We start from the raw sequence: 20,634 nt of genomic DNA on the forward strand, positions 1-20,634 counted from the left end.
CAACTTATACAGAGGGCTATGTTTCCAAAGCTGAAGGTAGATTTTAAAACATATCCCGCGACATAAGTTGACTTTCGGCCTACTCCCTAGATTATACGAAAAACTTAAGTATAAACAGTGCTGCTATTATATAAGTAGTTATTGTTACCTCTTTCCCCTTACCTACTAGTACCTTTAATGCTACATATGATACTATTCCAAAAATAAGACCATCAGAGATACTGTAAGCTAAAGGCATCATAATTATTGTTAAGAAAGCTGGTATAGCTTCCGTAAAATCTGTTAAGTCTAGTTCCTTTATTGGTGATAACATAAATAGTCCCACTAGTATTAATGCCGGTGCTGTTGCTGCTGATGGTATCATGAGAAATAAAGGTGATATGAACAAAGCAAGCATGAACATTACAGCAGTTGATACAGCTGTTAGTCCTGTTTTTCCACCTGCTGCAACACCTGAAGCGCTTTCCACATAAGTGCACACTGTACTAGTACCAAAACATGCTCCTAACGTAGTTCCTATAGCATCTGACATCAATGCTTCTTTTGCTCTTGGAACATTCCCCTTTTCGTCTAACATTCCAGCTTTTGTTGCAACACCAACTAAAGTTCCGATTGTATCAAACATATCCATAAACAATAAAGTAAACAATGCTATAAACATATCTGCAGTAAAAATATGATTCCATTCAAACTTTAAAAATATTGGACTAATGCTTGGAGGCATGCTAAAAACTGCATTTGGCAGTTTTGTTATTCCCATAGGTATACCTATAATTGTTGTAACAACTATACCTATAAGTAATGCTCCCTTTATATTTCTCGCTAGTAACACTCCAGTTAATATAACACCTATTATAGCAAGTAATGCTGTTCCGCTGGTTACATTTCCTAATGACACTATTGTTCCTGACTTAGGATGTACAACTATACCTGCGTTTTCAAGACCTATAAATGCAATAAACAATCCTATTCCTACAGAAATTGCTTTTTTTACATTTACCGGTATTGAATCAATTATAGCTTCACGAACATTAAATATTGTAAGAATAATAAATATAATTCCTTCCAAAAAAGCTGCTGTTAAAGCGAACTGCCATGTATGTCCCATTCCAATTACTATTGTAAATGCAAAAAATGCATTTATCCCCATTCCTGGCGCTTGCGCAAAGGGCAGTTTTGCATATATACCCATAAGTAGTGTTGATACAATTGCAGCTAATGCTGTAGCTGTAAAAACTGCACCGAAGTTCATTCCTGTTTGAGATAAAATGCTTGGGTTTACAACTAATATATAAGCCATAGTCATAAATGTAGTTATACCTGCTAAAATTTCGGTTTTTATATTAGTTTCATTTTCTCTAAGTTTAAAATATGATTCCATAAATTTCTCCTTTGTAATATTTTGTAGAATTTTTTGTCCTTGTACATATTAGCAAAGGATTATTTAAAAGTCAACATTTTTTACGAACGTTTTAACCATAAATACTAATTATATTTTGCATTTACTTTCTAACATACTTAAATATAATACTTTTTTATATAATCTTATTATGTAATGTTCGTATTGATTTAAACTTTCATCTATAATAAAAAGAGTAAGTCATATAAAATATACTGACTTATTCTTTTTCTCATAGCATATATTGAGTTACTAGGCGGTCAGTTGACTTTCGATTTAGTAATCCTACATATTTAGTCTTCAAATGTTAGATGTTTAATAAGTCTGTCTTCTCCCAATACTGTGTTTGGAAAAATATTGGTCGCATTTTCAATATAATCTTCTGGCGATATTAAAGACGGACTGTAGTGAGTAAGCCACAATTCCTTAACCTCTCCCTCTTTTGCTAATGTTGCAGCTTCTGAAAAAAGCATATGATTATTTTCTAATGCCTTTTCTATATAGCTATCTTCTCCATACATACCTTCACATATAAAAAGATCAGAATTCTTTATAAATTCCTTTAGTTCCTCTACTGGTCTCGTATCAGTACAATAAGATATTTTTAACCCTTTTCGCTCTTCTCCTAAAACCATATCTGGTGTAAACCATCTGCCATCGCTTTGAACCTCTTCACCCTTTTGCAATCTATTCCAAAGAGTTACTGGTATTTTATTTTTAAGAGCCTTATCTTTATCAAATTTTCTAACCCTTGGCACCTCTATTGAATATGAAAAACAAGGTACTGTATGCTGAACAGATATTATATTTATATTGAACCCATTAAGACTTTTTGAAGCCTTTCCTTGTCCATGCATCTCCAATAAGTCAATCTTATAAGGAAGTACAGGTGCTATTACCCTAAGACCATTTACTATCTCCCATAAACCTTGTGGCCCTATTATTGTGATAGGATCTATTCTATTTGAATTAGCTATTGTGAGCAATAATCCTGGTAGTCCTGCAATATGATCTGCATGAAAATGTGTAAATAATATAGCATCTATTGATTTAAGTCCCCAACCAAGAATTTTTAAACTAACTTGAGTACCTTCACCACAATCAATTAAAATTTTTCTACCTTTGTAGGATACAATCATAGATGTAAGACATCTATTTGGTACAGGCATGCTTCCCCCACATCCAAGTAAACAAACATCAAGCATAAACTTATCCCTCTCTCAAAATTAAATTATTTAAACTTTATAATCATCCTTTAACATACTGCATGCATTAGCTTCTATTTTATATCCACCTATAGTACAGTTACCATCCTTATCCTCTTTAATCTGTTCTGAAATAATTTTATTTTCAATCATTTTTTTGCCAGCATTAACAATATAGTTACTTGGTAAATCTCCAAAATCTGTTTTTGAATCTTTTTTATAATTTTTGCTCATAATAAATCAACTCCTTCTTATATTAGATTTTCCGTTGAAAAATCTTTTATACTATTAAGGATTTTTTATTTAATAAAATAAAGCTGCATTTTATTTTTATACTGCAGCTTTACAAATATATTTCCTACTAGCTTTCTAAGCACTTATTATCAAATCATCAACTTTACATCCTAGTATTCTTGCAAGGACAACAACTTTATCAAAACTCGGATTTTTCTTATCCCCTCTCTCAAGTTCTTCTAAATAAGATTTTGAAATAGAAGTTTTATACTTTTTGTCTTTCGTGAGATTTTGAATATCCAAGGTTGTATATCCAAGGTTTAATCTAATTTCACGAATTTTTTTGCCATTTAACATAAGAAAACCCCCTATTCAGTTATGAAAATCCTTAATACAATTATAACTCTTTTTTATTAAAAGTTATAGCAAATTTTACTATTTTAGAACCAACTTGTCCTAAATAAAAGAATATATTTTAAGCCAAAAGGGTAAATTATTATTGTATATAATTTATGTGGAGGTGCTCAAATGGATAACAATAAAAGCCACTTAAAGACAGACCAAAAATCCAATGCTGAACTTAGAAAAATGTACCCAAAAGATGGTGCTAATATAGGAATAATAAATGGTGAAAAAATTGGTTCCCATGAAAACGGCAACAAATTTACCAAACGTTCCAAACTATCACACAATCAATAAACCTTGTTATATATAACATAATGTATTGCTATTCATATATAATATGTATTTACCTTCAAGATATAGGATATACTTAAAAAAGTATGTCCTTTGTTTTTCTATTCCTCTGCAGACATATTCTACTTTTTTGTAGTATAATGTATTAGACAAAATAAAGAGGTGGTTTTTATGAAAGATAAAATTCTCCATTTGCTCAGAGAGAATGAGAAAAATTTTATATCTGGACAATTAATAAGTGAAAAGCTTGGAGTTAGCCGTACCGCTATATGGAAATACATGAATGCTTTAAAAGAAGAGGGATACCATATAGAATCTATCTCCAAAAGAGGTTATAAACTACTATCATCTCCAGACTTATTGACCTTTGAAGAAATAAGTAATAGTTTAAATACCAAGTATATAGGAAAAAATATTATGTACTTTCAGACCATTGAGTCAACAAATAATAAGGCAAAAGAATTGGCAAATCATTTAAGCAATGGTACTGTTATTATAAGTGAAGAACAGACTTTAGGCCGAGGCAGGCTTGGGCGTGTTTGGACATCTCCTAAATATAAAGGAATTTGGATGTCTATTGTGTTGAAACCAGACATAGATCCACAGAGTGTTGCTATGGTAACTCAAATAGGCGCAGCTGCTGTAGTTAAAACTCTTAGTGAACTTGGTATACAAACTTATATTAAATGGCCAAATGACATAATCTTGAATGGCAAAAAAGTTTGTGGAATACTTACTGAAATGAGTGGAGAAATAAATAAGGTAAATTATATAGTTATGGGTATAGGTATAAACGTTAATATAGATAAAGAAGAATTTCCTGAAGAATTAAAGAACATAGCTACTTCCCTAAGTTGTGAAATAGGAACTAAAGTAAACAGAAAAGAAATAGTTACTAATTTATTAAATAATTTTGAAGCTCTATATGATGAGATTATACATAAAAATAGCATTGAAAGTTCTATAAAAATTTGTAGAGAAAATTCTATTTTAATTGGTAAAGAAGTAAGAATTATAAAAAGAAATCAAGAACACTTTGGAAAAGCTATTAATTTAAGCAATACCGGGGAACTAATAGTTCAATACCCTGATGGGTCTGTAGAAGAAGTAATATGCGGAGAAGTTTCTATAAGAGGTCTTAATGGAAATTATACACCTTAGTATAGGGTAATAGGACCGGGACCGAAAGTTAACTTATATAAAGGGATATGTTTCCAAAGGCTGAAGGTAGATTTAAAAACTTTGTGCCAATCTTAGCGAAGAGTTTTAAGACAACCTTAGAACTTAGATAGTGTCTGAGCGTAGCGAGTTTATCTAAGTCTTAGGTCGTCTAAAACTTAAGCTTTAGATTGGCTAAAAGTTTTTAACGGACTGAAGCTTTGGAAACATATCCCGGGGTATAAGTTAACTTTCGGCCTAGTACTTCTATATAGATAAATGTGCTTAAAAGTTGGCTTATTCTTAATTAAATACATTGATATACAAGGCTTCTAATGAAGGAATAAGTCAACTTTATAGTTAAGAAATCTATATAAGGCTTAAAAGTTTGCATATTATATTCCATATATCTAAATTTTATCTTATATTTAACGCCATCACAAATCTTAAAAACTTATTTATAAATTTACAACAACGAATAGTACTCCAATATGCATCAACTGGTCAATTAGGTTAACTATAACAAATTCTAAAGACATCTCTTTATATCTAATCATATAGCATTTTACATAATCAATAGCAAAATGACTTAGAAAAATTATTAAAAATCTATATATATTAAATGATTGAAAAAATATCAAGGTTAACCCAATTGGTAAACTATATAATGCTGCATGTAAAGCTAAATATTTCAAAGCTTGTCTCTTTAATTTTGATAGATCTCCTCCTTTAAGAAGCCTACTTAAAATAGCATTTCTCTGCAGAAATATATCTCCAACAATATGTGAAAATACTAGTAGTATATATATTTTCATATCTAATCCCCTATTTAATTACTCATTATAAATTTCTATAAATATTATTGCATTAAATAAGATGCTATTCAAGCTATTTATCCAATACTCTATTTTCTATCTTATTTATATTTAATTTATGTATAGTTTTAAGTTGTTAAGTTAGTTTACTTTTAATATTACTTTACATAATATTTGAATTGTTAACTAATAAAATATAGAATTTATATTTAGGCATCTGAAAGAAAATAGCAATTCAAAATATACTAGTTATTTTTTGAAGACGCCTTAAATCTCTATAACTTTAAAAGGCAAACATCTGTCAAAAGATGTTTGCCTTTTAAAATCCTATACTAACGCAGCTCTTTTTAAAGTCGGTATTATCCTATATGAAAGTACAGTTGTTACTAAACATTTTGCTAAGTCTCCTGGAATGAAAACTAAACACCCTGCCTTTAAAGCGCTATAAATTGTTATCTTTGCGCCTACTACATATTTAAGCACAACATAAAGATAAGGAACTCCTATTGCATAAGATATTACTAAGCCAATTAAAGTAGCAATAAATAATCTTTTTAAACTTGGTCTATCTGTAGTCTCTGATATTTTTCCTACAACATATGAGGCAACAATAAATCCAATTAAGTATCCAAAAGTAGGCTTAAATATATATGAAATTCCCCCACCAGCAGTAAATACCGGAATACCTATGAGTCCTATTACAACATAAACAATCTGCGAAAGAGCTCCAAGCCTTGAGCCTAATAAAATACCAGATAAAGCTACAAATAGAAACTGAAGTGTTATAGGTGCTGAGCCGATAGGTATTTTTATAAATGCTCCTATTGCTGACAATGCTGCGAACATTGATACTAAAATAATATCTCTTGTTTTAATTTTCATAATAACTCCTCCATAAATGCAATTATTATTGTAAACCATTAATAATATATCAGTTTACAATAATAATACTATAAATCTAAAGTCATTGTCAACTAACAATACCTTTTATAGGTAACAATGCTTTTTTAATCTTTACTCTATATAAATAGGTAAATTTATATCACTATTACTATAATGTAAATATAGTAATATAATAAATTATAGCGAATATCATAGGTTAGATAGGATTTTAAAAATTTTTAGGAGGATTAAAATATGCATGTAATTGATTTTCACTGTGATACTATTCATGAATTACTAAAAAGTGAAAAAGATTCAAACCTATATAAAAATAATCTAAGTGTAGACATAGAAAAAATGAAGAAAGGCGGCTCTCTGGCTCAGTTTTTTGCTTTATATATTAATTTAGAAGAGACTAATAACCCCTTAGATACTTGTTTGAAAATGTTGGACAAATTTTATATAGAGCTGGATAAAAACAAGAAACATTTATCTTTAGCAACTAATTATAATGATATTATTAAGAATAATTTAGAAAATAAAATATCTGCCTTTATTACCATTGAAGGTGGAGAAGCTTTAAATGGGAGTTTATATAACTTAAGAAATTTTCATAGACTTGGAGTTAGCTTGATTACTTTAACATGGAATTTTCCAAATGAAATAGGTTTCCCTAATTGTAAGGAAGAATATATGAATAAAGGGTTGACTACTTTTGGTATAGAATTAGTTGAGGAATTGAATAGATTATGTATGCTTATTGACGTATCTCATCTATCTGATAAAGGCTTTTATGATGTAGCTAAATTTTCTAAAAAACCTTTTGTAGCCTCTCACTCTAATTCCCGTGCTATCACAAATCATCCAAGAAATCTTACAGATGATATGATTAAAGTTTTATCCGAAGCAGGTGGTATAATAGGTATAAACTTTGAAGAATCCTTTTTAGGAACAAACTCTCCTGCTAGAATCTCTGATATGGTAAAACACATAAAACATATAAAAAACATTGGTGGAATTGAAGTTATATCACTAGGTTCGGATTTTGACGGCATAGACATTCCAAGCGAAATAGAAAATATATCTCAAATGGGAAAACTTATAGATGAGTTGAAAAAAAATAGCTTTTCTGAGGAAGACATAGAAAAAATATTCTATAAAAATGCATTAAGAATAATTAAAGATGTATTGTAAACTAAAGACAAGCTACTTTGCTTGTCTTTATACATATATTTTTCCTTCTATTCTTCTATCGTAATCAGACCAAGTATTTGGCTCAACACCTTCCCTTATTTGCCCTATTTTATTTAGGAAAGCATCTACCTGATCTGCAAAGTGTACAATATGTGCTTCTTCTGTATTAGGCTTTTTAGGAGAACCATATTCTAGCTTTCCATGATGCTGAACTACGCATCCTTTAATTCTCTCTTTAAAATCTTCACTATATAAATCTGGATTATTGCTAAAGGCTTCCTCTAACATTTGTACACCTATAACGATATGTCCTTCCATCTCTCCTCTTAAAGTAAAAGAAAAAGGTCCATCAACAAAATACTCTACCGTTTTTCCTATGTCATGGAGCTTTGCCGCCAATATTGCAATCTCTTTATTTCTAGCATTATACCTATACGCAAGCATTTTAGTAAGATACATTACATTTAAGGTATGCTCTGCTAATCCGCCTATATAATTATGATGTTGACTTACTCCTCCTATACCTTTTTTAAATTTTTCTACAAACTCTTTATTACTGAAAAAATAGTTATTTAACTCCATACATTCTTTACTTTTAAATTCCTCTTGTGACATTTCTTCCAGTTCATTCATTATATCTTCTATTGGTCTATTTACATAAGGAAGATAATCTTCCATTAAAAATTCCTCAATTTTTTTAAATTCTTTTATTTCAAATATGTTTTCTAATACACCTTTTACCTTTATAACATCTCCTACTTTTAAAATATCCATCGAATCTGCTATTGATGCCTTGACATCTCCCGATTTATCTCCAATATAAGCAATAGTCTTCTCTTTGTCTCTAAAGAGTTTTTTCATTATCATAAAAGTTGAACTTACATTTTCTCCTGATTTAACTTCTTTTGCATATATGTTCTTCATTTCTTCACCTCTCATAAATTTTCATAATAATATATAAGTATAGCTATCTATTATTATGTATTGTTTCATTGAAAGTTATTAAAGGAAATATATTAATAATTTTCATTAAATATTTTTATTGACAGGTGGAAGATTAAATAATATAATAAAATAAAAATATACCTATACCCCGTATATGTAAGGAGGTTGTATTATGAATATAATTTTTGATGATAATACAAAAGAAGCTTTAGTAAAAAACTTGGAAGAAAAAAATAAATCTGCTGTTAGATTAATGGTTAGAGGTTTTGGATGAGGTGGCCCTATCTTAGGAGTTGCTCTGGATGAGCCAAGTGCAGAAGACGAAATAGTAACTGTTAATGGTGTAAAATTTGCCATTGAACCGGATTCTTCTTATCTATTCGATAATTCAAAAATAGTTTATACTAAGGGGATTTTTGGAAAAGGCTTTAATGTTATTCCTGCTGGCGGCAATAAAGGTTGCTAAAAATCTATAAAAACAGCTAATAACAAGATCTTTGTTATTAGCTGAAATTTTAAAAAAGCTGCAAACACATTGTGTTTGCAGCTTTTTATGGTGACCCTTAGGGGAATCGAACCCCTGTTACCACCGTGAAAGGGTGGTGTCTTGACCGCTTGACCAAAGGGCCTTATCAAGTTATTTCAAAATTTTTATTGACATTTATGGTGACCCATAGGGGAATCGAACCCCTGTTACCACCGTGAAAGGGTGGTGTCTTGACCGCTTGACCAATGGGCCTTATTAATATTTATTACATATACCCTACTGAGCACAATAAGTATAATATCTTATTTTCCCCCATATGTCAACATATTTTTTAATTTATTTAGTAATTTATTTAAAATTACTACAGTAGACATAACAATATTAGCTACTCTCTCCTTTTTCCACAGTAAGGACAATATTCAAAATTGCTATCTATCTCTCTGCCGCAATTTTTGCATTTATGCTGAATATTATTATTGTAATAACCATACTCCATGGGTTTTAGATCCCAATAGGTAATCGCTTCTTCTTCTCCCCTTTCTGCCCTAATCCCCTTCTCCTTTGATATCTCATATATTGAATTGCAGCAACTGCAAACTAAGTAGTATCTTTCATTCCATCTAAATATGGGAAGAAAAAATATATGAAAACATGAGTATACCTTAAACAATGTAAGTCCAGATACACCATCACAATTTTTACAGGATAAATTTCTAATAGTTTTAATCTCTTTTTTCTTATCTTCTATACCAAAAATACCTACAAAAAACACTGCTGTTACCTCCTAGTACTATCAAGTGATTCTTAGGTTCAGATGGAGTTTGCTTATAAGGATGATTTTCTCCATCTGAACCTTATTAACAGTATTCTTAGTGTCTTTAGCACTTAGAATACGTTATCCTTTAGGGGAAGAACTTATCCAGGCGCGTAGCAGTGCTTATCCCTCAGTTAAGCAGAGAGCCTAAATCTTAAGCAGGCATCCAAAATCTTAAGTAGGCATCCAAAATCTATGATTTTGAGATGATCACTTACACAGAGTGCTGATTTTGAGATGATCGCTTACACAGCGTGCTGATTTTGAGATGATCGCTTACACAGCGTGCTGATTTAGTGCGAATCGCTTACTCCTTCGAGAATAGGAGAAGGAGTTTCATACAAAAATGGGGGTGTTAGCAATGGTAGCGATCGGATAAAAACTTCTATAACTTATATAGTGCCAAACTTCATATATAAAAATTCCAACATATATTTTAACATAAGAGTTCTACTTTATCTATTGTTTATAGGCTAATTTTTGGCCTTATACCTCAATAATTATAAAAAACTAATGCAGTTTTGCATAAAAATTGATATAAGGTTATCATAATATATAATGATAATGAAAATCTAATTATAAGAAGGTGAACCTAAATGATTTTGATAAAAAACATAGAAGTTTTTTCTCCTCAATCTCTAGGCAAAAAAAACATTTTAATTTTTTACAATAAAATTGCCTATATTTCTTCTGAAGTAAATTTACCGGATAAAAATTTTCCTGAGATTAAAGTTATCGACGGAGAAGGTCTAACTGTAGTACCTGGATTAATAGATCTTCATGTACATATTACTGGTGGTGGTGGCGAAGGTGGCTTTACTACAAGAGCTCCTGAGCTTACACTGACAAACCTTACTACGAATGGAATCACTACCTGTATAGGCCTTCTTGGCACTGATGGAACCACAAGAAGCATGGGCAACCTAATTGCTAAGGCAAGGGCTCTTGAAGAAGAAGGAATAAGTACTTTTTGCTGGACTGGATGCTATCAGATGCCTACAAGAACAATAACAGATAGTGCTAGAGGCGACATTGTTCTTGTGGATAAAATTATAGGAGTTGGGGAAATAGCAGTATCTGACCACAGGGGCAGCCATCCATCAGAAAATGATTTAGTTCATTTAGCTAGTGAAGCTAGGGTTGGTGGAATGATCTCAGGCAAATGCGGTGTTTTACATATGCATATTGGTGATGGGAAAAAAGGGCTTATTCCTGTAATGGATATGGTTAAGGATTCAGAAATTCCTTATGACAATTTACTTCCTACACATATAAACAGAAATCCATTAGTTTATAAACAATCAATTGAGTATGCTAAAGATGGAGGATTTGTAGACATAACTACTGGTATTAAACCTGAAGGCGACGATGCTGTATATGCTTCTGATGTTTATAAAACCCTACTTGATGAGGGTATATCTCCTTATAGCATTACTATGAGTTCAGACTCTGGCGGCAGCATGCCTATATTTGATAGTACTGGTAAACTATTAAAGCTGTCAATAGGCTCCCCTTCAACGAACATGGACACAATAAGAGAGTGCATAAGCAAAGGTATTTCAATGGAAGAAACCCTTATTCCATTGACAGCTTCCCCTGCTAAATTCTTAAAATTAAAAAACAAAGGTAAAATTGAGGAGGGTTACGACGCTGATCTGCTTATCTTAGATAAAGACTTGAAACCTCATACAGTATTATGTAAAGGCAAAGTTATGGTTGAAAATTATAAACCTGTAGTATTTGGAACCTTTGAAAATAAAATATAGAGGTAAACAACTAAAAACTAGTTTACCTCTATAGGGTTCCAAACTAGAAAATTGGCTTACACAAAGGGCTATGTTTCCAAAGCTGAAGGTAGATTTAAAAACTTTTATATGAAACTCCTCTTCTTTACGTCAGAGGAGTAAGCGATTCGCACAAAATCTACGATTTTGGCTCTCTGCTTAACGGACTGAAGCTTGGAAACATAGTCCGGGGTGTAAGTCAATTTTCGGCCTTGCACCCTTATATTACATTTCCATCAGTTGATATGGTTACTTCTTTATATGGCACTATTGTTTGTGAGTTAAGCATTGCATTTTTAACTGCACTTACTATTCCTCCACAGCAAGGTACTTCCATTCTAACTACTGTGATACTTTTAATATTATTCTTTCTTAGAATTTCAGCAAGTTTTTCTTCATAGTACTTTACATCATCTAGCTTAGGACATCCTATAACTGTAATATGATCCTTAATAAAATCACTATGGAAGTTTGCATAGGCATAAGCTGTACAGTCTGCTGCAACTAATAGGTCAGCATTCTTTAAATATGGTGCCTCAGTATTTATAAGTCTAAGTTGTACAGGCCACTGTCTTAACTCTGACAATGACTCCTCTGAACTTGCTTTTCTATTACTTGCTTTTACCGTTGATGCTACTTTTAAAGGCTTTCTTTCTATCATTTTAGCAGCAGTACCTGGACATCCACATGGTAAAGGCTTCTCTTCAGTTTTTTTCATTCTTTCTGCTATTTTTTGAGCTACAGCCTCTTCATCATAAGCTTTGCTTTCTCTTTCAATAATTGTTATAGCATTAGTTGGACACTCTGGAAGACAATCTCCAAGACCATCACAGTATTCATCGCTTATAAGCACTGCCTTCCCATCTATCAATTCGATGGCTCCTTCATGACATGCATGTACACATAGTCCGCATCCGTTACATTTTGATTCATCTATATTTACAATTTTTCTTATCATAATAAATTTCCTCCTCTTGTCTTATTGTCTTTATTATAATAAAATACACTTATATATGTCAGTAACATATGTTACCTTATATATAAATACATTATTTATTCAAGCCTTTTCCATTATACATATTATTTGGAGGTAATATCATGAAAGACTTAATAAGTATATTGAAACAATGTATTCTTATGAAGAGCTTTAGCGAAGATGACATTGAAGAGCTATTAAAAAACATAAATTACTCAGTCAATTCCTATTCTAAGGGTGAAATTATAGCATTAGAGGGCTCTAACTGTTCAAGCATTGGAATTGTACTTAGTGGAAGTGTAGAAGTTCAAAAAATATATGCATCAGGAAAAACAGTAACAATAAGCAAGCTTAATGAAGGTCATATTTTTGGAGAAGTAATAATATTCTCAAACAGAAGCACCTACCCCGCAACAATTGCCTCTCCTGAAAATTCAAAGGTTATGTTTATATCCAAAGAAAATATACTAAAATTATCTAGTATAAACTCAAAATTTTTAAATAACTTCATGACCCTTCTATCTAACAAAATACTTATGCTGAATAATAAATTGAGAAATATATCTTATCAGACAATAAGACAGAAAATAGCATCTTATATTTTGGAAGAATATGAATCTCAGCAAAAATTAACCATTAAATTAAGCTGCACAAAAAAAGAGATGGCTGAGCAACTTGGCATTCCACGCCCTTCTCTCTCAAGAGAACTAATCAATATGAAAGATGAAGGTATAATAGATTTTGTTAAAAACACTATTACTATTTTAGATTTGGAATTATTAGAAGAGATTCTATCAAATTAAAATGGGAAACGAAATTATCGTTTCCCTAATATTCGTATTTATAATATTAGCAGCGTCCTCTTCCTCCAAATCCGCAGAAGCATAATAAAATTATTATCCAAATTATGCCACTGCCTCCGAAACCGCATCCAAATCCATCAAATCCGCAACCTCTGCGTCTGCCTCCCATAAAGTCTCCCTCCTTATCATCTTTTAGTATTAAATCTAATATAAATTTCTTCATCTGCTTCTACAATAACATAATATTTATATACATCTGTAAATGTTACTGCATTTTTTAAATTGTATTTCTTTATCAGTATTAAATCTTAAGTATCTTTTACAAATCTCTTCATCTGCTTCTATAATAACATTATATTTATATATTTTAGCAGAAGCGTCTTCCGCCACATCCACAGAATATGATCAATATAATTATTAGACAAATTATGCTGCTACCTCCGAAGCCGCCATCAAATTCACAACAACAATGTCTGCGTCTCCTTCTACAACAATGTCTGTGTCCCATAAAGTCTCCCTCCTTATTATCTTTTAGTATTAATCTAATATAAATTTCTTCATCTGTTTCTATAATAACATTATATTTATATGCATCTGTAATTGTTACTACATTTTTTAAATTGTATTTTTTTATTTAGTATTAAATCTTAAGTATCTTTTACAAATCTCTTCATCTGCTTCTATAATAACATTATATTTGTATACCTCTGTAGATGTTACTACATTTTCTAAATTATATTTTAAAATTGTTATAGTATTGTGATATTATATAATTGTATATGTTTCATAATCATTTTAATGAGCATTGTAAAATTATATAAATTTCATAATTCAATATCAAGGGGGATAATTATGGATGAACTTATTATCAAAAACAAGTTACATGAAGCTTTCAATGAATTAATACCTTACATGCAGTATTTTTTTGAGGATGAAATAGCCTTTACTATGTCAACTACAGACCATTTTATAAAAGTAGTTAATAGTACAAATATAAATATGAACGCTAAACCTGGCGATCCACTGAGACCTGGTGGTGCTGCTTATGAATGTATTAAAGCTAAAAAGCCACTTACACTTATAGTCCCAAAAGAAGTATTTGGAGTTGCCATTAAAGCCATAGGTATTCCAGTAAAAGATGACCGTGGCACTATAGTAGGAAGTATTGTTCTAGTGAAAAGTTTAAAAAGATATAATGAAATATTAAGTTTATCTAAAACTTTATCAGAATCTTTAGATGAGATCTCCCAAGCCTCTGGATTAATTTCTTGTGGCATAGAAGAAGCTGTACATTCTAACGATCTGGTCTTATCTGAAGTACATGAAGCGGCAAGTAATGCAAAGAATACAGATGAAGTATTAAGTTTTGTAAGAAATGTAGCATCTCAAACAAACCTTTTAGGGTTAAATGCTGCTATAGAAGCTTCCAGAGCAGGAGAGCATGGACGAGGCTTCTCTGTAGTAGCCAATGAAATTAGAAAGTTATCTAATTCCAGCAGTCAATCTATAAATGAAATAAATAATACTCTTACAAAAATAGAAACTTCGGTAAACAGCATTGCCCAAAGTATTACCTCTACTACGGACACTTTTAAGGAACAGTTATCGAGAATTCAGCAAATGGATGCTGCTTTGCAGAATTTAAATTCTCTGGCAGCAACTTTAAAGAAAATGGCGGAATAAAATATAGGGTTATAAGCTCGAAACTTATAACCCTATATTTTCGCCTTGTAATCTTATATTCTAAATTCTAAAATTCACTCAAAAGATTTATTATCCTAAATTAGATATGTTAATTTCATGCTTTTTTATTTTATTATATAGGGTGTTTCGCTGCATTCCAAGTATTTCTGCGGCATGAGTAATATTGCCTTTAAATATTTTTAAAACCTTTAAAATATGCTGTTTTTCTATATAGTCAAACTTTAAATGCTCTTTATTTAAGTCTAATAGTTTTACTATTTCACAATCTTTTTCATTAAAATAACCTATAGGCATCATTTCTGTATTTACAATAAGCTTAACTATATTTTTTAATTCTTCAACATTTCCCGGCCAATTATAACTAAGCATTTTCGAACTGTACTCTTTAGGTATAATAATATTATTTTTATTACATTTTTGGACTTCCATCTTCATAAAATGCTCAATAAGAACGGATATATCACTTTTTCTATCCTTAAGTGGCGGAAGGTAAATAGGCAGTACATTTAATCGATAAAATAGATCTTTTCTTAAATTTCCTTTTTCAACTTCTTCCTTTAAATTTTTACTGCTTGATGCTATAATTCTTACGTCTACAGGTATAGGTCTATTGCTGCCAACTCTGGTTATAACGCCTTCCTGAATCATTTTAAGTATTTTTGTTTGGGCATTTATTGATAAGTCCCCTACCTCCTCAATAAATATAGTACCACCATCAGCTAGTTCAAGTTTCCCTACATTAATTTCCTTTTTACCACTTACTGTATCTTCATATTCATATCCAAAGAGCTCTGATTCAATAAGTGGTTTGAGAATTGAGCTGCAATTTACTTTTACAAAAGGACCATCCATTCTACTGCTGTAGTTGTGAATACACTCTGCAAATAAATTTTTACCTGTCCCACTTTCTCCTGTAATAAGCACTGTTCCTTTATTATTAGATATCTTTTTAGCATATTCAATTGTACTAGTTATGCTCTCTTCTTCACTAATTATTTTATCAAAGGTATAAAAAGCTTGATAGTTTTTGAATTTATTATTAAAATTTCTGCTTTTGCTCAGTTCTTCAAAAATATATACTATCTCAATTATATTGTCTTCTGTATTATATATTGGTTTTGCCATTAACCTATATTTAGAATTATTTAGTATACTTACTTCCATTGAAACACTTTTACTTAAATATATTTCTTTTATTATGTTATCCCAGTCCTTTACAACATCATTAACCTTTGATGATTTTAATTGCTCCTCTGTAGCTCTAAATATTTCTAAAGCTTTTTTATTATAGGTTCTTATTTTTCCCTCTATGTCAGATATAATTAAAGCTTTTGGAATTGCATCAAAAACTGTTTTTATGTGTTTATCTATTACGTATTGAATCTTGTTTAATCTTTGAATCTCAATCATTTTCTCAATAGAACTGCAGGAAGAAATAATCATACCTATGGTATGAGGATGGAACTGTACTGAAGTCCCTACAATGCTTAGAATTCCTATTATTAAGCCATTGTTATCTTTTATAGGAGCAGCAAAGGATGTCCATTTACTATAGGCCTTAATATAGTGTTCTGAGGATGAAACCATTGCAGGACATTTGTTTTTTATTGCCATGCCTATAGAGTTTGTTCCAATGTTTTCTTCATCCATGTATGCACCAGGTATTATTTTCATATCAAAAATCTCAGCAACTGTCTTCTCATTACCAATAACACTTAATATGCAGCCATCACAGTCTGTAAGTATATAAAAAAACTCATCATACTCTGGATATTTAACCAAATTCTCTATATGAGGCAAAGCATTTATAATTAATTCTCTATTAATTACATACTTAATATTAAGTTCTATTTCATCCAATATCTTTTTACTAAAAACTTGTTCAGCATCAATGCCAATATTCCTGCATCTTTCATGAGAATTTTTAATATCTGATTCTTTAATCACTTTTATTACTCCTTTTACAAAGTATTAACTTTACTTGCTGCATCTTCTTATTTTTATCAACTCCGCAGCTATACTAATGGCTATCTCTTCTGGAGTTTGTGCCGAAATTTCCAGTCCTATAGGACAAAATACTCTATCTAATTCCTTCTGAGTATACCCCTCATCTTTTAACTGGCTGTATATAAAGCTTCTTTTTGTCTTGCTTCCTATCATCCCTATGTATTTAGCATCTGTTTCTAAGGCTTGTGCTAAAATATCTTTATCGTAGGCATGTCCTCTTGTTATTATCACTACATAACTTTGATCATTTATTTCTATATGTTTTAAAATATCATCAAATGCAGAAAGTATAATAATTTTATCTGCAGTTTTAAATCTTTCTTTATTAGCGAACTCTCTCCTGTCATCCAAAACTACAACTTTAAAATCTAACATTTTCATAATCTCTGCTAATTTTTGAGATACATGTCCAGCACCAAATAGGTATATTGTTTCACAATTCAGTACAGGTTCTACCAGGTATTTCTCGTTATTTGCCATAAATACTTGCATTGTTACTTCCTTAAAATTTTCTCTAATCTTTTGAAATACTGGTTGGACTATATCACTTTCTTCCCCATAAAAATCAGTTTCAGTGCAAATCCACTTGCAGTTATTATGAAGAATTTCATCTTTGCTTTCTATTTTTGTTACTATTGAATAATTTATTCCTTGTTTCCTTAAGTTAGATGACTGCTTATATATTTCTGCAATATTATTGTTCTCAGCATCAACATATTCCATTAGTACTTTTAATTCTCCGCCGCATACAATTTCTAGAGAACCACCACCCTCAGTTGACAAATCAAGGTTTTTAATTATAGTTCTTTTGTTACCAAACACCTCTTTGGACAACTTAACTGTAAGAGCCTCAAATAGTCCTCCACCAATGGTTCCTATAATTGAAAAGTCATTTTTTATTATCATTTTAGATCCTCGTCTACGAGGTGCTGAACCATTTTTATGTAAAATAGTAGCTAAAACAAAACTTTCTCTTTTATCTATAAGCTCACTTGCTATATCATATATCTGAAACATGTATATCACCTCTGATAACAACATTTTATATTTATACTATAAAATATTTATGTCTCATTGTCCAATGAGCAAAATTAAATTAATGATTATTTTTTGAACATTGCGCATTATTTAAACATTTTTTATAATACTGTACTTGTTTACATATAATATTTAGTAAGTTAAACTAAATATGTATAAAGTCTATAAAACTCAACTAATTTAAATTAAAACAGAAGTAGGTCGTTTTTATGATATTAAATCCTTTAATTATATCTTTAAAAGTATCTTTAATTTCAACAATTTTTACATTAATTACTGGTGTCTTCTTAGCAAGAGTGCTTACAAAGTACAATTTTAAAGGCAAGGATATATTAGAAGCTATAATAATTTTACCAATGGTACTTCCTCCCTCTGTAACAGGATATGGTTTGCTGATTTTATTAGGAAAAAAAGGTTTTATTGGGGAAGTTCTTTATAATCTCTTTGGAGTGCATTTAATATTTACTACCGCAGCTGCTTGTATTGCTTCTTATATAGTTTCTTTACCATTAATGTATCAAAGTTGTAAGGCAGCTTTCATGAGCGTTGATAAGATATATGAAAATACTGCTAGAACTCTTGGTGCCAGTGAAGCTAGAGTATTCTTTAAAGTTACTTTACCTTTGGCTTATACTGGAATACTTAGTGGTACAATTCTTTCTTTTGCCAGAGCTTTAGGAGAATTTGGAGCTACACTTATGGTAGCTGGAAACATTCCTGGCAAAACACAGACAATTCCACTAGCTATATATTTTGCAGTTGAAGGTGGAGATACTAAAACTGCAAATATACTTTTCACTATTGTCTTGATATTTAGTTTTACTTTAATTTATGGACTAAACATGTGGACAAAGAAAAAGAATACTAATTAGTTTAAGGTGGAAATAATAAATGATTGATATTAAATTATTTAAAAAAATGAATTATTTTAATTTAGATGTTAACTTTTCTATTGATAAAGAAGTTCTTGTTATTCAAGGTCCTTCAGGCTCAGGAAAAACAACAATATTAGATTGTATATGTGGAACTAAAACTCCTGACGAAGGATCTATAACAATGAATGGCAAGACAATTTTCTCCTCTAATAAAAAAATAAATATAAAAATTAAGGATAGAAATATTGGATATGTTTTTCAGAATTATGCTTTATTTCCTCACATGACTATAAAACAAAATATATCCTTTGGAACTAAATGCAAAAAACTAAAGGATTCTGATTACATAGATTATTTGATGAATGTATTTAATATTTATCATCTTGAAGATAGATATCCAAATCAAATATCCGGTGGTGAAAAGCAGAGAGCTGCTTTAGCAAGAGCACTGGCAGTAAAACCTGAAATGCTACTTTTAGATGAACCTTTTTCTGCCTTAGATGTGAACACTAAAAATTCTGTGTATAAAGAATTTCTTCAATTAAAGAAGTTATGGAGAATTGATATTATATTAGTTACCCATAATCCAGAAGAAGCTCGTTTATTAGGAGATAGGATAATAAGTATTGAATCCGGTAACATTTGCGATGTCGAAACTTCAAAACGTAACATAATTATGTAATTAAATATACATTTTACGCATCGATGCTTTTAATCAACTAAAATTTTATTTCTACTAAAATGCATTATTTTAGTAAATTGATAACTTTAAGGGGGAACTTATTTTGAGAAAAATATTAATTTCTGCAATGGCAGTTTTATCACTAATTTCCTTTACCGCCTGCGGCAAAACAGCAAATGAAGCCAATAAAAGTCCTGAAAAAAATATTACTATTTCTGCAGCCGCTAGCTTAAAAGATGCTCTAAATGAACTCAAACCAAAATATGAGCAAAAGAATAATGTGAAACTTACATTAAATTTTGGTTCTTCTGGAACCTTGCAAAAACAAATAGAGCAAGGAGCTTCTGTAGATATTTTCATTTCCGCTGGAATGAAACAAATGGATGATTTAAATACTAAAAACTTAATAGATAAGGACACTAAGAAAAATCTATTGAAAAATAAGCTAGTTCTAATAGTTTCCAATGATTATAAAGATAAAATTAAGAGCATTAATGACGTAATAAATAATGACGTTAAAATATCCGTAGGAGAACCTGCTTCTGTTCCTGCAGGTCAATATGCTAAAGAGACACTTACAAACTTAAATCAGTGGGATAAAATCAGCTCAAAAATAGTTTATGGTAAGGATGTAACTCAAGTAGCAACTTATGTTGAAAAAGGTGAAGCTGCTGCTGGCATAGTTTATAATTCTGATACTATAAGTCTAAAAAATTGCTCAATAGTTCAAATTTTTGATGAAAAACTACATAAGCCAATATTATATCCTGAAGCTGTTATATCCTCTAGCAAAAATAAAGATGAAGCTAAAAAATTTCTAGAATACTTAAACTCAGAGGATGCCAAAGCTACATTTAAAAAATATGGTTTTGAAACAGTAAGTTAAAATTTTATTATTAATGTTATTATTATAAAGAAAAGAGCTCTATTTAAAGC

The 20,634-nt window shown here is 30.6% G+C and carries 22 protein-coding genes and 2 tRNA genes; 9 read left to right on the forward strand and 15 right to left on the reverse strand.

The features are described 5' to 3' along the window. Nucleotides 1-91: 91 nt before the first annotated feature. From I6U51_RS07670 to I6U51_RS07685, 4 genes are all read right to left on the reverse strand, one after another. The gene (locus I6U51_RS07670; protein ID WP_211142093.1) at nucleotides 92-1,381 is read right to left on the reverse strand and encodes an NCS2 family permease; all 1,290 of its coding nucleotides are present in this window, start codon (nucleotides 1,379-1,381) and stop codon (nucleotides 92-94) included. A 311-nt stretch (nucleotides 1,382-1,692) separates the two neighbouring features. Next, nucleotides 1,693-2,604, reverse strand: a complete 912-nt coding sequence (locus tag I6U51_RS07675) for a ribonuclease Z (RefSeq protein WP_211142094.1) — start codon at nucleotides 2,602-2,604, stop codon at nucleotides 1,693-1,695. 30 nt (nucleotides 2,605-2,634) lie between these two features. Next, a complete protein-coding gene (locus I6U51_RS07680; protein WP_211142095.1) occupies nucleotides 2,635-2,838 on the reverse strand; it encodes a hypothetical protein in 204 nt (67 codons plus the stop codon). Nucleotides 2,839-2,973: 135 nt separating this feature from the next. Further along, nucleotides 2,974-3,195, reverse strand: coding sequence for a helix-turn-helix domain-containing protein (locus I6U51_RS07685; protein WP_211142096.1), 222 nt, complete (start codon nucleotides 3,193-3,195; stop codon nucleotides 2,974-2,976). Between the two features lie 171 nt (nucleotides 3,196-3,366). Between I6U51_RS07685 and I6U51_RS07690 the strand changes: the two genes are divergently transcribed. Both I6U51_RS07690 and I6U51_RS07695 read left to right on the forward strand, forming a co-directional pair. Next, nucleotides 3,367-3,537 (forward strand): hypothetical protein, encoded by a 171-nt coding sequence (locus I6U51_RS07690; RefSeq protein WP_211142097.1) that lies wholly within the window; start codon nucleotides 3,367-3,369, stop codon nucleotides 3,535-3,537. Nucleotides 3,538-3,705: 168 nt separating this feature from the next. Further along, nucleotides 3,706-4,695, forward strand: a complete 990-nt coding sequence (locus I6U51_RS07695) for a biotin--[acetyl-CoA-carboxylase] ligase (protein WP_211142098.1) — start codon at nucleotides 3,706-3,708, stop codon at nucleotides 4,693-4,695. 455 nt (nucleotides 4,696-5,150) lie between these two features. Here I6U51_RS07695 and I6U51_RS07700 read toward each other — a convergent pair whose 3' ends face one another. Continuing rightward, entirely contained in the window at nucleotides 5,151-5,507 is a 357-nt protein-coding gene (locus tag I6U51_RS07700; RefSeq protein WP_211142099.1) for a DUF3307 domain-containing protein, read from the reverse strand. A gap of 327 nt (nucleotides 5,508-5,834) precedes the next feature. Then, nucleotides 5,835-6,389 (reverse strand): biotin transporter BioY, encoded by a 555-nt coding sequence (locus tag I6U51_RS07705; protein ID WP_211142100.1) that lies wholly within the window; start codon nucleotides 6,387-6,389, stop codon nucleotides 5,835-5,837. A 255-nt stretch (nucleotides 6,390-6,644) separates the two neighbouring features. On the opposite strand from I6U51_RS07705, the gene I6U51_RS07710 reads away from it, so the two are divergent. Continuing rightward, nucleotides 6,645-7,583, forward strand: a complete 939-nt coding sequence (locus I6U51_RS07710) for a dipeptidase (RefSeq protein ID WP_211142101.1) — start codon at nucleotides 6,645-6,647, stop codon at nucleotides 7,581-7,583. A gap of 27 nt (nucleotides 7,584-7,610) precedes the next feature. Here the strand turns inward: I6U51_RS07710 and I6U51_RS07715 are convergent, their stop codons facing one another. The 4 genes from I6U51_RS07715 to I6U51_RS07730 all read right to left on the reverse strand — a co-directional run bounded on the left by I6U51_RS07715 (nucleotide 7,611) and on the right by I6U51_RS07730 (nucleotide 9,787). Then, complete coding sequence (locus I6U51_RS07715) at nucleotides 7,611-8,507, reverse strand: HD domain-containing protein (protein WP_211142102.1); 897 nt, start codon at nucleotides 8,505-8,507, stop codon at nucleotides 7,611-7,613. Between the two features lie 575 nt (nucleotides 8,508-9,082). Next, nucleotides 9,083-9,157, reverse strand: a tRNA-Glu gene (locus I6U51_RS07720). A 35-nt stretch (nucleotides 9,158-9,192) separates the two neighbouring features. Beyond that, a tRNA-Glu gene (locus I6U51_RS07725) sits at nucleotides 9,193-9,267 on the reverse strand. A gap of 133 nt (nucleotides 9,268-9,400) precedes the next feature. Beyond that, nucleotides 9,401-9,787 (reverse strand): zinc-ribbon domain-containing protein, encoded by a 387-nt coding sequence (locus I6U51_RS07730; protein ID WP_211142103.1) that lies wholly within the window; start codon nucleotides 9,785-9,787, stop codon nucleotides 9,401-9,403. Nucleotides 9,788-10,425: 638 nt separating this feature from the next. Between I6U51_RS07730 and iadA the strand changes: the two genes are divergently transcribed. Continuing rightward, nucleotides 10,426-11,595, forward strand: a complete 1,170-nt coding sequence (iadA, locus tag I6U51_RS07735; protein ID WP_211142104.1) for a beta-aspartyl-peptidase — start codon at nucleotides 10,426-10,428, stop codon at nucleotides 11,593-11,595. Nucleotides 11,596-11,833: 238 nt separating this feature from the next. Here the strand turns inward: iadA and I6U51_RS07740 are convergent, their stop codons facing one another. After that, entirely contained in the window at nucleotides 11,834-12,571 is a 738-nt protein-coding gene (locus tag I6U51_RS07740) for an ATP-binding protein (protein WP_211142105.1), read from the reverse strand. Nucleotides 12,572-12,711: 140 nt separating this feature from the next. Here I6U51_RS07740 and I6U51_RS07745 point away from each other — a divergent pair, with 140 nt between their 5' ends. After that, entirely contained in the window at nucleotides 12,712-13,392 is a 681-nt protein-coding gene (locus I6U51_RS07745; RefSeq protein WP_211142106.1) for a Crp/Fnr family transcriptional regulator, read from the forward strand. Between the two features lie 46 nt (nucleotides 13,393-13,438). On the opposite strand, the gene I6U51_RS07750 is transcribed toward I6U51_RS07745, so the two are convergent. Then, nucleotides 13,439-13,615, reverse strand: a complete 177-nt coding sequence (locus tag I6U51_RS07750) for a hypothetical protein (protein ID WP_211142199.1) — start codon at nucleotides 13,613-13,615, stop codon at nucleotides 13,439-13,441. A gap of 144 nt (nucleotides 13,616-13,759) precedes the next feature. Continuing rightward, nucleotides 13,760-13,900, reverse strand: coding sequence for a hypothetical protein (locus I6U51_RS07755; RefSeq protein ID WP_211142107.1), 141 nt, complete (start codon nucleotides 13,898-13,900; stop codon nucleotides 13,760-13,762). 344 nt (nucleotides 13,901-14,244) lie between these two features. Here I6U51_RS07755 and I6U51_RS25060 point away from each other — a divergent pair, with 344 nt between their 5' ends. Continuing rightward, entirely contained in the window at nucleotides 14,245-15,075 is an 831-nt protein-coding gene (locus I6U51_RS25060) for a methyl-accepting chemotaxis protein (RefSeq protein ID WP_211142108.1), read from the forward strand. A gap of 90 nt (nucleotides 15,076-15,165) precedes the next feature. On the opposite strand, the gene I6U51_RS07765 is transcribed toward I6U51_RS25060, so the two are convergent. Beyond that, nucleotides 15,166-17,043 carry a sigma-54 interaction domain-containing protein gene (locus tag I6U51_RS07765; RefSeq protein WP_343069576.1) on the reverse strand — a complete coding sequence of 626 codons (1,878 nt, stop codon included), beginning with the start codon at nucleotides 17,041-17,043 and terminating at the stop codon, nucleotides 15,166-15,168. A 30-nt stretch (nucleotides 17,044-17,073) separates the two neighbouring features. Beyond that, nucleotides 17,074-18,120, reverse strand: a complete 1,047-nt coding sequence (locus tag I6U51_RS07770; protein ID WP_211142109.1) for an XdhC family aldehyde oxidoreductase maturation factor — start codon at nucleotides 18,118-18,120, stop codon at nucleotides 17,074-17,076. Nucleotides 18,121-18,350: 230 nt separating this feature from the next. Here I6U51_RS07770 and modB point away from each other — a divergent pair, with 230 nt between their 5' ends. The 3 genes from modB (at nucleotide 18,351) to modA (ending at nucleotide 20,584) form a co-directional block, all read left to right on the forward strand. Beyond that, nucleotides 18,351-19,013, forward strand: a complete 663-nt coding sequence (gene modB, locus I6U51_RS07775; protein WP_211142110.1) for a molybdate ABC transporter permease subunit — start codon at nucleotides 18,351-18,353, stop codon at nucleotides 19,011-19,013. A gap of 19 nt (nucleotides 19,014-19,032) precedes the next feature. After that, on the forward strand, nucleotides 19,033-19,698 hold the full coding sequence (locus I6U51_RS07780; RefSeq protein ID WP_211142111.1) for an ATP-binding cassette domain-containing protein: 666 nt from the start codon (nucleotides 19,033-19,035) through the stop codon (nucleotides 19,696-19,698). A 103-nt stretch (nucleotides 19,699-19,801) separates the two neighbouring features. After that, nucleotides 19,802-20,584: a molybdate ABC transporter substrate-binding protein gene (modA, locus tag I6U51_RS07785; RefSeq protein ID WP_211142112.1), complete on the forward strand. Its 783-nt coding sequence runs from the start codon at nucleotides 19,802-19,804 to the stop codon at nucleotides 20,582-20,584. The last annotated feature ends 50 nt before the right edge of the window (nucleotides 20,585-20,634 follow it).

This window comes from Clostridium aciditolerans, assembly GCF_016316925.1.
Taxonomy (GTDB): domain Bacteria; phylum Bacillota; class Clostridia; order Clostridiales; family Clostridiaceae; genus Clostridium_AM; species Clostridium_AM aciditolerans.

Excerpts from the sequence above, each read along its gene's own strand:
- I6U51_RS07670 (WP_211142093.1), bottom strand. The coding sequence starts at position 1,381 with ATGGAATCATATTTTAAACTTAGAGAAAATGAAACTAATATAAAAACC.
- I6U51_RS07675 (WP_211142094.1), bottom strand. The coding sequence starts at position 2,604 with ATGCTTGATGTTTGTTTACTTGGATGTGGGGGAAGCATGCCTGTACCA.
- I6U51_RS07680 (WP_211142095.1), bottom strand. The coding sequence starts at position 2,838 with ATGAGCAAAAATTATAAAAAAGATTCAAAAACAGATTTTGGAGATTTA.
- I6U51_RS07685 (WP_211142096.1), bottom strand. The coding sequence starts at position 3,195 with ATGTTAAATGGCAAAAAAATTCGTGAAATTAGATTAAACCTTGGATAT.
- I6U51_RS07690 (WP_211142097.1), top strand. The coding sequence starts at position 3,367 with ATGGATAACAATAAAAGCCACTTAAAGACAGACCAAAAATCCAATGCT.
- I6U51_RS07695 (WP_211142098.1), top strand. The coding sequence starts at position 3,706 with ATGAAAGATAAAATTCTCCATTTGCTCAGAGAGAATGAGAAAAATTTT.
- I6U51_RS07700 (WP_211142099.1), bottom strand. The coding sequence starts at position 5,507 with ATGAAAATATATATACTACTAGTATTTTCACATATTGTTGGAGATATA.
- I6U51_RS07705 (WP_211142100.1), bottom strand. The coding sequence starts at position 6,389 with ATGAAAATTAAAACAAGAGATATTATTTTAGTATCAATGTTCGCAGCA.
- I6U51_RS07710 (WP_211142101.1), top strand. The coding sequence starts at position 6,645 with ATGCATGTAATTGATTTTCACTGTGATACTATTCATGAATTACTAAAA.
- I6U51_RS07715 (WP_211142102.1), bottom strand. The coding sequence starts at position 8,507 with ATGAAGAACATATATGCAAAAGAAGTTAAATCAGGAGAAAATGTAAGT.
- iadA (WP_211142104.1), top strand. The coding sequence starts at position 10,426 with ATGATTTTGATAAAAAACATAGAAGTTTTTTCTCCTCAATCTCTAGGC.
- I6U51_RS07740 (WP_211142105.1), bottom strand. The coding sequence starts at position 12,571 with ATGATAAGAAAAATTGTAAATATAGATGAATCAAAATGTAACGGATGC.
- I6U51_RS07745 (WP_211142106.1), top strand. The coding sequence starts at position 12,712 with ATGAAAGACTTAATAAGTATATTGAAACAATGTATTCTTATGAAGAGC.
- I6U51_RS07750 (WP_211142199.1), bottom strand. The coding sequence starts at position 13,615 with ATGAAGAAATTTATATTAGATTTAATACTAAAAGATGATAAGGAGGGA.
- I6U51_RS07755 (WP_211142107.1), bottom strand. The coding sequence starts at position 13,900 with ATGGGACACAGACATTGTTGTAGAAGGAGACGCAGACATTGTTGTTGT.
- I6U51_RS25060 (WP_211142108.1), top strand. The coding sequence starts at position 14,245 with ATGGATGAACTTATTATCAAAAACAAGTTACATGAAGCTTTCAATGAA.
- I6U51_RS07770 (WP_211142109.1), bottom strand. The coding sequence starts at position 18,120 with ATGTTTCAGATATATGATATAGCAAGTGAGCTTATAGATAAAAGAGAA.
- modB (WP_211142110.1), top strand. The coding sequence starts at position 18,351 with ATGATATTAAATCCTTTAATTATATCTTTAAAAGTATCTTTAATTTCA.
- I6U51_RS07780 (WP_211142111.1), top strand. The coding sequence starts at position 19,033 with ATGATTGATATTAAATTATTTAAAAAAATGAATTATTTTAATTTAGAT.